Source organism: Citrobacter sp. TBCS-15 (assembly GCF_005280815.1).
Taxonomy (GTDB): Bacteria; Pseudomonadota; Gammaproteobacteria; order Enterobacterales; family Enterobacteriaceae; genus Citrobacter; species Citrobacter werkmanii.
The window spans coordinates 598185-610259 of record NZ_SZWK01000292.1 but is presented as its reverse complement, the minus strand read 5'-3'; the positions used below and the strand labels follow the sequence as shown (position 1 = coordinate 610259).

General features: G+C 50.8%; 12 protein-coding genes. 6 read left to right on the top strand and 6 right to left on the bottom strand.

The genetic code is table 11. From position 1 onward, the window contains the following. Window positions 1–2: 2 nt before the first annotated feature. From tolQ to cydA, 6 genes are all read right to left on the bottom strand, one after another. Entirely contained in the window at window positions 3–695 is a 693-nt protein-coding gene (tolQ, locus tag FDW96_RS20525) for a Tol-Pal system protein TolQ (protein WP_003022976.1), read from the bottom strand. Continuing rightward, entirely contained in the window at window positions 692–1096 is a 405-nt protein-coding gene (ybgC, locus tag FDW96_RS20520) for a tol-pal system-associated acyl-CoA thioesterase (protein WP_061381938.1), read from the bottom strand. Before ybgC ends, tolQ begins: the two co-directional genes overlap by 4 nt. A gap of 275 nt (window positions 1097–1371) precedes the next feature. Then, the gene (gene ybgE, locus FDW96_RS20515; protein ID WP_061381939.1) at window positions 1372–1665 is read right to left on the bottom strand and encodes a cyd operon protein YbgE; all 294 of its coding nucleotides are present in this window, start codon (window positions 1663–1665) and stop codon (window positions 1372–1374) included. Further along, a complete protein-coding gene (gene cydX / locus FDW96_RS20510) occupies window positions 1665–1778 on the bottom strand; it encodes a cytochrome bd-I oxidase subunit CydX (protein ID WP_061381940.1) in 114 nt (37 codons plus the stop codon). The genes ybgE and cydX overlap by 1 nt, the downstream gene beginning before the upstream one ends. A gap of 14 nt (window positions 1779–1792) precedes the next feature. Further along, window positions 1793–2932 carry a cytochrome d ubiquinol oxidase subunit II gene (cydB, locus tag FDW96_RS20505; RefSeq protein ID WP_038638939.1) on the bottom strand — a complete coding sequence of 380 codons (1140 nt, stop codon included), beginning with the start codon at window positions 2930–2932 and terminating at the stop codon, window positions 1793–1795. Window positions 2933–2947: 15 nt separating this feature from the next. Beyond that, window positions 2948–4516, bottom strand: coding sequence for a cytochrome ubiquinol oxidase subunit I (cydA, locus tag FDW96_RS20500; RefSeq protein ID WP_038638936.1), 1569 nt, complete (start codon window positions 4514–4516; stop codon window positions 2948–2950). A gap of 1219 nt (window positions 4517–5735) precedes the next feature. On the opposite strand from cydA, the gene glmS reads away from it, so the two are divergent. Genes glmS through FDW96_RS20470 form a run of 6 tightly spaced genes read left to right on the top strand, consistent with a single transcriptional unit; the run spans window position 5736 to window position 11966 of the window. Continuing rightward, entirely contained in the window at window positions 5736–6185 is a 450-nt protein-coding gene (gene glmS, locus FDW96_RS20495; RefSeq protein WP_038638933.1) for a methylaspartate mutase subunit S, read from the top strand. Further along, complete coding sequence (glmL, locus tag FDW96_RS20490) at window positions 6185–7579, top strand: methylaspartate mutase accessory protein GlmL (protein ID WP_137366196.1); 1395 nt, start codon at window positions 6185–6187, stop codon at window positions 7577–7579. The genes glmS and glmL overlap by 1 nt, the downstream gene beginning before the upstream one ends. Window positions 7580–7591: 12 nt before the next feature. Next, window positions 7592–9037, top strand: a complete 1446-nt coding sequence (locus FDW96_RS20485) for a methylaspartate mutase subunit E (protein WP_042309688.1) — start codon at window positions 7592–7594, stop codon at window positions 9035–9037. After that, window positions 9037–10278 (top strand): methylaspartate ammonia-lyase, encoded by a 1242-nt coding sequence (locus FDW96_RS20480; RefSeq protein ID WP_042309690.1) that lies wholly within the window; start codon window positions 9037–9039, stop codon window positions 10276–10278. The genes FDW96_RS20485 and FDW96_RS20480 overlap by 1 nt, the downstream gene beginning before the upstream one ends. Window positions 10279–10281: 3 nt before the next feature. Further along, window positions 10282–11652: an acyclic terpene utilization AtuA family protein gene (locus FDW96_RS20475; protein ID WP_042309692.1), complete on the top strand. Its 1371-nt coding sequence runs from the start codon at window positions 10282–10284 to the stop codon at window positions 11650–11652. Further along, complete coding sequence (locus tag FDW96_RS20470) at window positions 11649–11966, top strand: DUF4387 domain-containing protein (protein ID WP_008320068.1); 318 nt, start codon at window positions 11649–11651, stop codon at window positions 11964–11966. The genes FDW96_RS20475 and FDW96_RS20470 overlap by 4 nt, the downstream gene beginning before the upstream one ends. Window positions 11967–12075 lie beyond the last annotated feature (109 nt).

Genomic DNA, 12075 nt, shown 5'->3' with positions numbered 1-12075 from the left:
GCTTACCCCTTGTTGCTCTCGCTAACGGTAAACGCCTGGCGGTGCAGAATCGCGGTGAACTCTTCCATAAAGTTGTCGTAATTCAGTTCCAGCTTGTTCACGCGCTGATTCAGTCGGTTGTAAGCCATAACCGCAGGGATTGCCGCAAACAGACCGATAGCCGTTGCAATCAGCGCTTCCGCGATACCCGGTGCGACCATTTGCAGCGTTGCCTGTTTTACCGCGCCCAGCGCGATAAACGCGTGCATGATCCCCCAAACGGTTCCGAACAGACCGATATACGGACTGATGGAGCCGACGGTGCCGAGGAATGGAATATGCGTTTCCAGCGTTTCCAGTTCACGGTTCATCGAAATTCGCATCGCACGGGATGCCCCCTCAACGACCGCTTCCGGCGCATGGCTATTTGCCCTGTGCAAACGCGCAAACTCTTTGAATCCGCTATAGAAAATTTGTTCCGACCCTGCCAAATTATCACGACGCCCCTGGCTTTCCTGATACAGGCGTGACAACTCAATACCAGACCAGAACTTGTCTTCAAATGCTTCTGCTTCACGTGAAGCGGCATTCAGAATACGGGTCCGCTGGATAATAATGGCCCAGGATGCGATTGAGAAACCAATCAAAATCAACATGATAAGTTTAACCAGAAGGCTTGCCTTCAGGAACAAATCAAGGATATTCATGTCAGTCACTGCTTAAACTCCGCGACAATAGACTTGGGAAGCGCACGAGGCTTCATTTTGAGTGGATCAACGCAAACAATCAGAACTTCGGCTTCATTCAGCACGGCGTTCTCTGCGTTGACAATGCGTTGCGTGAAAACCAATGAGGTGCCACGCATTGACGTAATTTCGGTTTGGACTTCGAGCATATCGTCGAGCCGCGCAGGCGCAAAATACTCAAGAGTCATCTTGCGTACCACAAAGGCTACGCGTTCTGCCAGCAGCACCTGCTGACTGAAGTGATGATGACGCAGCATCTCTGTGCGTGCCCTTTCATAAAAAGCGACGTAGCTGGCGTGGTAAACCACCCCACCGGCATCGGTGTCTTCATAGTAGACACGAACCGGCCATCGAAACATATACTTATTCATTCTTACTGCCTCTTTGTTGGCTTCGTCCACTCACACCCGTTGCTTACCCTGGTAAGCGCCTGGTGACTCGCGTTTTTGCCGCCGCGATGCATCAAGAATGTCGTTGTATATCGCGCTGTCTTCACTGTACATCCCGGTAATGCAACAAAAGGTTAGTGCTTTCAAACTTCGCTACTATACGCGCGGGAATGGTGCTTTGGAATGGGGGAAAGTAAACGGAGAGTAAAAAATTATGGGCTTATGCAAGCCCATAAATATTTAAGGATGTTTCTTATTCAAAAGAAGAAGAAAATCAGACCAACAATGAGGACGATATCAGCGATCAGCGGGCAGAAGATGCCCTGCCAGTGCACCGCGCGAGGACGAAAGCCAACGCCGTGAATGATACCAGCGCAGACAGCCCACATCAGCAGAAAACCATGCCAGATTTCAAGCTCACTGGTTTTGGCCGCGAAACGTGACGGGTCCCAGAATATGCAGCCAGCCAACACGATTGCCAGCACAAAGGAAAGCGCCCGCAAGGGGCGCTTGTCCATTACCGCATAAACCATCGCGATAAGGTTGATCATCAGCTTTCTTCTTGTCCGGCTTTGCCTGATTCAACGTGCTCAAGCGCCAGGGCTGTGATTATCCCAAATGCACAGGCAAGAAGCGTTCCCAGAATCCATGCGAAATACCACATATTTAGCTCCTTACTTAGTACAGAGAATGGGTGTTACGTTCAATATCTTCTTTGGTGATGCGACCAAACATTTTCCAGTAACACCAGGTGGTGTAGATGAGAATGATCGGTACAAACACCAGTGCCACATAGGTCATCACGTTCAGCGTCAGCTGACTGGAAGTCGCATCCCACATGGTCAGACTCGCGTTCATCATGGTGCTGGATGGCATCACAAACGGGAACATTGCGATACCGGCAGTCAGGATGATGCAGGCTAACGTCAGTGAGGAGAAGACGAACGCCCATGCCCCTTTCTCCATACGAGAAGTCAGGATGGTCAACAGCGGCAGAACCACGCCCAGTGCAGGAACCAGCCACAGGATAGGTGCATTATTAAAGTTCACCATCCATGCGCCAGCAACGCGCGCCACTTCTTTGGTCAGCGGGTTAGAGGCGGCATGATGATCCACTGCAGAGGTCACAACATAACCGTCAATACCGTAAATCACCCACACGCCGGCCAGCGCGAAGCAGACCAGAGTCACCAGCGCCGCTACCTGCGCGGTGGTACGCGTACGCAGGTGCAGTTCACCAACCGTACGCATCTGCAGGTAGGTTGCGCCCTGGGTGATGATCATCCCAACGCTCACGATACCTGCCAGCAGACCAAACGGATTCAGCAACTGGAAGAAGTTACCGGTGTAGTACAGACGCAGGTACTCATCGATATGGAACGGTACGCCCTGCAACAGGTTACCGAACGCCACGCCAATTACCAGCGGCGGAACAAAGCTACCAATGAAAATGCCCCAGTCCCACATGTTACGCCAACGAGTGTCTTCAATCTTGGAACGGTAATCAAAACCGACCGGACGGAAGAATAATGACGCCAGTACCAGAACCATCGCCACATAGAAACCAGAGAACGCAGCGGCATACACCATCGGCCAGGCAGCGAACAGAGCGCCACCCGCGGTGATGAGCCAAACCTGGTTACCGTCCCAGTGCGGAGCGATGGAGTTAATCATAATTCGACGCTCGGTATCATTACGACCGAGGAAACGGGTGAGCATGCCCACCCCCATGTCGAAGCCATCAGTGACCGCAAAACCAATCAGCAGAATGCCGACCAACAGCCACCAGACAAAACGCAATACTTCATAATCGATCATTTGACGACTCCTGTCTTAGCGTGCCGGCTGAGAAGTCACATTGGACTGCTCAAAGTGATAGCGACCGGTTTTCAGGCTGCTCGGGCCGAGGCGCGCAAACTTGAACATTAAGAACAATTCTGCCACCAGGAACAGGGTATACAGGCCACAAATCAGGATCATGGAGAACAGCAGATCGCCTACTGTCAACGATGAGTTTGCCACCGCCGTTGGTAATACTTCGCCGATTGCCCATGGTTGTCGGCCATATTCGGCGACAAACCAACCTGCTTCTACAGCAATCCACGGCAGTGGAATACCGTACAGCGCGGCACGCAGCAGCCATTTTTTCTCACCGATGCGGTTACGAATGACGCTCCAGAAGGAAAGCGCAATAATGGCCAGCAGCAAGAAGCCACACGCCACCATGATACGGAAAGCGAAATACAGCGGCGCAACGCGAGGAATAGAATCTTTCGTTGCCTGTTGAATTTGCGCTTCGGTTGCGTCGGTGACGTTGTCCGTATAGCGTTTCAGCAGCAGACCATAACCCAGATCTTTCTTCATGCTGTTGAACTGGTCACGAACAGCCTGATCGGTTGACCCCGCACGCAATTCTTCCAGCAGCTGATACGCCTTCATCCCGTTACGGATACGCTCTTCATGCTGCGCCATCAGGTCTTTCAGACCAATGACCGGTGTATCAACAGAGCGGGTGGCAATGATGCCCAGCGCATAAGGAATTTGAATCGCAAATTTGTTTTCTTGTTTATCCTGGTCGGGAATACCGAACAAGGTAAACGCAGCAGGAGCAGGTTGAGTTTCCCACTCAGCTTCAATAGCGGCGAGTTTAGTTTTCTGTACGTCGCCCATTTCGTAACCGGATTCATCACCCAGCACGATAACAGACAGCACAGCCGCCATACCAAAGCTGGCAGCAATCGCGAAGGAGCGTTTTGCGAACGCAAAGTCACGGCCTTTCAGCATGTAATAAGCACTGATGCCAAGAATGAACATCGCGCCAGTGACATACCCCGATGCCACCGTGTGAACAAATTTCACCTGGGCAACCGGGTTGAGCACCAGTTCGGAGAAGCTCAGCATCTCCATACGCATGGTTTCGAAGTTGAAATCCGCGGCGATTGGGTTTTGCATCCAGCCGTTCGCAACCAGAATCCACAGTGCGGACAGGTTAGAACCCAGTGCCACCAGCCAGGTGACGCACATATGCTGGACTTTACCCAAACGATCCCAACCGAAGAAGAACAGACCTACAAAGGTGGATTCGAGGAAGAAGGCCATCAAACCTTCGATAGCCAGCGGCGCACCGAAAATATCCCCTACATAATGGGAATAGTAAGACCAGTTAGTCCCGAACTGGAACTCCATGGTCAGACCGGTAGCCACACCCAGAGCGAAGTTGATACCAAACAACTTGCCCCAGAACTTGGTCATATCTTTATAAATCTGTTTGCCGGAAAGGACGTAGACCGTTTCCATAATGGCCAGCAAGAACGCCATACCGAGCGTCAGTGGCACAAACAGGAAGTGGTACATCGCGGTCAAGGCAAACTGTAAGCGCGACAGTTCGACTATATCTAACATCATGACTCCTTGCTCATCGCATGAAGACTCCGAGAGTGAACCCCGTTAGAAAGGGTCACACGCATGCCCCAATACAAATTTATCTGCTTCCTTCCGCCGCTGTTCATTCTTCTCATTTGAAGAAACGACAATGATGAAAGGTTACAAACATGTTAATAAAACACTCAAATTGATCCCGCAATTATATTACGCCGTAAAATCCTTACAATAAACAGGTTTTTATCGAGGCAAATTTGCATTTTTCGATAGTGATCAATTTATAGCTAATTTATCACTCTCAGACCAATTTGATCTGCGGCAATTTAACCTCTTTTTGTGTTGTTTTCCAAGTTTTAAACTTTGATTTAAATCAATTTTCAAATTTATTGTTAATGGTGTTTAACACTACAGTGACTAGTGAACATCATGTTAACGACATGTTTTTCAATGAGTATTTGTCGTTACTACAAATGATAGAATATTTATTTAAATCTACACGGTCTTTTAACCGCTCAGGCAGACAAAATTGATAGCAGATAAAGAGTCACTATTGCTGGGTAGCTCACAGTTTTTTGTTTGGCAAGGTGTGGAATAGTTATTTCATACAATTTATTCATTTTATTTTTACTTATAATTAACACCAAGATGTAACTATCTCAACTGGAAGCGAAAACGCGCCCCATTGACCAACGCATTGCATTAAACGTTCTGGCGCAGAAAGTCCGCCTGTCACTTTTATCATCACCGTAAGTTATCGTTCACGCTACTTCTTCGTTTCTGTGGCAAAGATTAAATATGACAAAAACAATTCATTATCATTTTTATCCTAAATTTAACAAAGAAATAATTGTGACATATAAGATTAATAAATAAAAAACCGTTAGATGGTTCACAAGTTATTTAGTGAAGAGATTTTTTGAAATTATTAAAAGCGCGACCTGAATGGCGTGCACAACAAAATAAGATTTTGATCACAAACATGGCAAGTCATTTATTACTCGATTTTCTAAAAAATTAAAATCAACACAGAAAACACAACATAAGCACATGATTAAAAACACATTTTTCCAACAAAAAATATAACAATCATTTTTATCAGGATATTTTGAAAATAGATCAATTGCTTCCTTTTTCGCTTCCACAGAAACTCCAACCCTATTAAAAGGTTGTCACAATACAAGCTCTGAATATTAGAAAAGTATTTTCACTTATTGACCATCAGCCCTACAGAGGATTACCCATGAAAAAATCTACACTTGTTATTGGCGTCATCGGTGCTGACTGCCATGCAGTAGGCAATAAAGTTCTGGATCGCGTTTTTACTGCGCATGATTTTCACGTAATCAACCTCGGGGTGATGGTGAGCCAGGATGAATATATTGATGCCGCGATTGAAACAGGCGCCGATGCCATCGTGGTGTCCTCCATCTACGGTCATGGTGACATTGACTGCCTTGGGTTACGTGAACGCTGCATCGAACGCGGACTCGGTGACATTCTGCTGTACGTCGGCGGCAACCTGGTTGTAGGCAAACATGACTTCGCCGATGTGGAAGTGAAGTTTAAAGAGATGGGATTTAACCGCGTCTTCGCCCCCAGCCACGATCTGGAGGATGTCTGCGCGCTTATCGCCAATGATATTCACCAACACAATGGCCTCGAACAGCGTTGCCTGGAAGAGGCTATCTGATGCAAACAGTTTCTGTCGATATCGGCTCGACCTGGACCAAGGCAGCCCTCTTCGCCCATGAAGGCGAGGAGTTAACCCTGGTAAACCATGTCCTGACCCCAACCACCACACATCATCTGGCAGACGGTTTTTTTGCCAGCCTGAATCAGGTGCTGAATGTTGCCGATGCTCGCCCGTTACTGAAAAGTGGTGAAGTGCAGTTGAAATACTCCTCCTCGGCCAAGGGTGGACTCGCCGTTGCAGCGATGGGGCTGGTGCCTTCCATTACGCTGGAATCAGCAAAAGTTACCGCCCATTCGGCAGGAGCGAAAATCGCGCAATATTATTCGTACAAGCTGAACCGTCATGACATACAGGAGCTGGAATCATCACCACCGGACATCCTGTTATTTACCGGCGGTACAGACGGTGGAGAAGAAAGCTACGGTCTGGCGAATGCGCGTGCATTGGCAGACTCGAAGCTGGATTGCGCCATTATCTACGCAGGAAACCGGGACATTCAGGATGAAATACAAACGATTCTCGGGCACAAGGATCTGACCACGGTAGACAACATTCTACCTGATCTCGATCACCCGAATCCGTTTGCCGCGCGCCAGGCGATTTGTGATGTTTTTTTGTCGCGCATAGTGAAAGGCAAAGGTCTGGATGTCATTGTCGGTGAAACAGGCGAAGAGCCAATGCCGACGCCATGGACGGTATATGAGTTAGTCAAAGCCATTAGCGATTACGACAGCGCATGGAAGGAATTCATGCTGATTGATATGGGCGGAGCCACCACGGATGTCTATTCGGCCAGCGCGAATACCCTCTCCCCCGATACCGTCCTGCATGGTGTTCCAGAGCCTTTCGTCAAACGTACCGTTGAAGGCGACCTGGGGATGCGCGTTTCCGCCGTCGTGGTGGGAGAAAGCACGCAGGATATGGTGAAAGTCATCTTCGCCCAACAGCCGCAGCGCGAGGAAGCATTTTACCGCTACCTGCATCATTTGGTTGGGCAGCCGGATTACCTGCCACTCAGCGAGGAGGAGAAATATTTCGACACTCTGCTGGCAGGTTTATGCGTGGGCTATGCCGCTGAGCGCCACGCGGGCACTAAAAAGCAGGTTTGCACCTGCGTGGGTAACGTAGATTTACAGATGGGTCGCGATCTCACCACCGTACGCAAAGTCGTCGGTTCAGGTGGATGGCTCTCTCGCGCCAGCCAGTTCGATATCCATAACTGGCTCAAATACCGAGAGCTGGACGACCAGGGTAAAAGAATTCTGTTACCGAATCAGTTTGAGTATTACCGCGATTCAAATGGCCTGCTCCCTCTACTGGCAAACGTCGCCAGGCTGTACCCGCAAGCCGCTGCTCGCACCAGCATTCAGTGTTTAACCCTACAAAACTAAAGGCAGCTACGAATGGAACTTCGAAATAAAAAATTGACCCATGACGAATTCATGACCGAAAGGCATCAGGTGTTGCAAACCTGGGAAACCGGCAAAGACGTTGAGAACTTCGAAGATGGCGTGAAATACCAGCAATCAATTCCAGACAAGAAGCGCTTTTCCCTCGCTCTGCTGAAGGCCGATCAGGAAGGTAAAACCCTGAGTCAGCCGCGCGCAGGCGTGGCATTAATGGACGAGCATATTGCACTGCTCAAAACGTTGCAGGAAGAGTGCGATCTTCTGCCAAGTACTATTGATGCCTATACCCGTCTGAACCGCTATGAAGAAGCCGCTGTCGGGATCCAGAAATCCATCGAAGCGGGGACTTCCAAGCTGAATGGTTTACCGGTCGTCAATCACGGGGTTGCTGCCTGCCGCCGTATGACTGAGTCGCTGGAAAAACCGATCCAGGTTCGCCACGGGACGCCGGATGCGCGTCTGCTGGCAGAAATCGCCATGGCCAGTGGCTTTACCAGCTACGAAGGCGGCGGTATCTCTTACAACATCCCTTACGCCAAACGCGTCACCCTGGAAAAATCCATCCGCGACTGGCAGTACTGCGATCGCCTGATGGGTCTGTACGAAGAGAACGGCATTCGCATCAACCGCGAACCGTTTGGTCCGCTGACCGGCACCCTGATCCCGCCGTTTATGTCCCACTCGGTAGCGATTATTGAAGGTCTGCTGGCGCTGGAACAGGGCGTGAAGTCAATCACCGTCGGCTACGGTCAGGTCGGTAGCCTGACGCAGGATATTGCCGCTATTCAGGCGCTGCGTGAGCTGTCCCACGAATATTTCCATAACCACGGCTTCGACGATTATGAACTGAGCACCGTTTTCCACCAGTGGATGGGCGGATTCCCGGAAGATGAAGCGAAAGCCTTCTCCGTTATCGCCTGGGGCGCAGCGGTTGCCGGTATGTCGGGCGCAACAAAAGTGATCACCAAAAGCCCGCACGAAGCGTTCGGTATCCCAACTGCGGCAGCGAACGCCCAGGGACTTAAAGCCTCACGCCAGATGCTCAACATGGTCAGTGACCAGAAATTCCCGCAGTGCGCAGCCGTGGAACAGGAAGTCGAGCTGATCAAGAGCGAAGTCCGCGCGGTGCTGAAAAAAGTCTTTGAACTCGGCAATGGCGACATTGCGCGCGGTACGGTGCTGGCCTTTGAAGCAGGCGTGCTGGATGTGCCTTTCGCCCCTGCCGCCTGTAACGCCGGGAAGATCCTGCCGGTGCGCGATAACACAGGAGCCATCCGTATTCTCGAAGCCGGTGCCGTTCCGCTGCCGAAAGACGTTCTCGCCCTGCACCACGACTACGTCGCAGAGCGCGCGCATTTCGAAGGCCGTAAACCTTCTTTCCAGATGGTCATTGATGACATCAACGCCGTATCCCACAGTAAATTAATAGGAAGACCATAATGAAAATTAAACAGGCCCTTTTCACCGCTGGCTACTCCTCATTTTATTTTGACGATCAGCAGGCCATCAAAAACGGCGCCGGTCATGACGGGTTTATCTATACCGGCTCCCCGGTAACACCTGGCTTTACCTCTGTTCGCCAGGCGGGTGAATGCGTTTCTGTGCAGTTGGTTCTGGAAAACGGCGCCGTGGCGGTAGGTGATTGCGCAGCAGTGCAATATTCAGGTGCAGGCGGTCGCGACCCGCTGTTCCTGGCTGAAAACTTTATCCCTTTCCTCAACGATCACATCAAGCCGCTGCTGGAAGGCCGTGACGTGGATGCTTTCCTGCCAAACGCCCGCTTCTTTGATCAGTTGCGTATCGACGGTCATCTGCTGCATACCGCGGTCCGTTATGGTCTGTCTCAAGCACTGCTCGACGCGGCCGCACTGGCGACCGGCCGCCTGAAAACTGAAGTGGTGTGCGACGAGTGGCAACTGCCATGCGTCCCGGAAGCCATTCCATTATTTGGTCAGAGCGGTGATGACCGTTATATCGCCGTCGACAAGATGATCCTCAAAGGCGTGGACGTTCTGCCGCACGCGCTGATCAACAACGTGGAAGAGAAGCTGGGCTTTAAAGGTGAAAAACTGCGTGAGTATGTGCGCTGGTTGTCTAATCGCATCTTAAGCCTGCGCACCAGCGAGCGTTATCACCCGACGCTGCACATTGATGTCTATGGCACTATCGGTCTGATCTTCGATATGGATCCGGTGCGCTGCGCTGAATATATCGCCAGCCTGGAAGCGGAAGCCCAGGGCCTGCCGCTGTACATTGAAGGTCCGGTGGATGCCGGTAACAAGCCGGATCAGATCCGCATGTTAACCGCCATTACCAAAGAACTGACCCGTCTGGGTTCCGGCGTGAAAATCGTTGCGGATGAGTGGTGTAACACCTATCAGGACATCGTGGACTTCACCGACGCGGGCAGTTGCCACATGGTGCAGATCAAAACCCCGGATCTGGGCGGTATTCATAACATCGTTGATGCGGTGCTGTATTGTAACAAACACGCAATGGAAGCCTATCAGGGCGGTACCTGTAACGAAACGGAAATCAGTGCTCGCACCTGCGTACACGTCGCGCTGGCCGCGCGTCCTATGCGCATGCTGGTCAAACCAGGTATGGGTTTCGATGAAGGTCTCAACATCGTGTTTAACGAAATGAACCGCACCATCGCGTTGTTGCAAACTAAGGATTAAGAGATGGCACGCACATTTAAGATCTTATCGCCTACGGCTATCCTGGGTTATGGCTTCCCGGAAGAAAGTTTTCGTAAAGCCATGGAAGAGTCACCGGATCTTATTGCTGTTGACGCAGGTTCCTCCGATCCAGGCCCCCACTACCTGGGGGCAGGTAAACCGTTTACCGACAGGGCCGGTGTGAAACGCGATCTGCGCTATATGATCGTGGCAGGCGTTAAGAACAACATCCCGGTAGTGATTGGCACGGCCGGTGGTTCAGGCGCCGCTCCGCATCTGGAGTGGTGTCGCCAGATAATCCATGAGATTGCTCAGGAAGAAAACCTGTCCTTCTCCATGGCGCTGATCCCGTCTGATGTCGACAAAGAGATCGTTCATCAGGCGCTGGATAACGGCAAAATCACCGCGCTCGATTTTGTGCCTGAACTGACTCACGAGGCAATTGAAGACAGCACCTACATTGTCGCGCAGATGGGCGTCGAGCCTTTCCAGCGTGCGCTGAAAGCCGGTGCGCAGGTGGTACTGGGCGGACGTGCTTACGATCCGGCCTGCTTCGCCGCGCTGCCGATTATGCAGGGCTTTGATGAAGGTCTGGCGCTTCATTGCGGTAAGATCCTTGAGTGTGCCGCCATTGCCGCCACCCCTGGCTCTGGCTCAGATTGTGCGATGGGGATCATTGACGACAACGGCTTTACGCTGAAAGCGTTCAATCCCAAGCGTAAGTTCACTGAAACTTCCGCGGCGGCGCACACCCTGTATGAGAAGTCCGATCCGTACTTCCTGCCGGGGCCAGGCGGCGTACTGAACCTGAAAGCGTGCACCTTCACTCAGGTTAACGAGGGTGAAGTGTATGTCAGCGGTTCACGTCATGAAGAAACGCCGTATGCGTTGAAACTGGAAGGCGCACGTCAGGTTGGCTTCCGCTGCCTGACTATCGCCGGAACGCGTGACCCGATCATGATTGCCGGAATTGACACCATTCTCGAAGAGGTACAGGCCAGCGTTAAGCGTAACCTCTCGCTGACTGACGACAGTATCCGTATGACCTTCCACCTGTACGGTAAGAACGGTGTGATGGGCAACCATGAACCGATGAAAACCGCCGGTCATGAGCTAGGGATTTTACTGGACGTCGTCGCACCGACGCAGGATATCGCCAACAGCGTTTGCTCGCTGGTGCGCTCTACCCTGCTGCACTACGGCTATGAAAATCGCATTGCGACCGCAGGCAACCTCGCCTTCCCGTTCTCGCCATCCGATATTCAGAGTGGACCGGTGTATGAGTTCTCGATCTATCACCTGATTGAAGCGAGCGATGCGCTGCGTTTTGATTTCCACATTGAACAGGTGACGCCAGAAGGAGTTCAGGCATGAAACACTCAATTTGTTCACTGGCGCAGGTCATTCGTTCCAAAAACGCCGGGCCGTACGAACTGGTTTTAGATATTTTATTTAAAACCCGTGAAGATTATCAGCGAGTGAAGCGTTCAGAACAATTAACGCCACAGCTTATTGCTGGTTTATATAATGTCAAACCTGATTTTATTCATAATATTGTCTGGTTTGACCCGGCGAATGCCGTAAAAATTGTCATGCCGCGCGATATTATCTCCGGCAATGTTGGTGACAATGATGTTTATGGTGCGCAGCAACACGCGCCATTATTAAGTATTGAGTTCGACCTGTAGTAAAAAAACACAATAACAACCATTGGAGCACAGAATTCAGCTGTATCACAGTGCTTCGAATTATTCATGCGGTTGGTCACAACAGGCGTGCGTCTGAACTGCTGTCCGG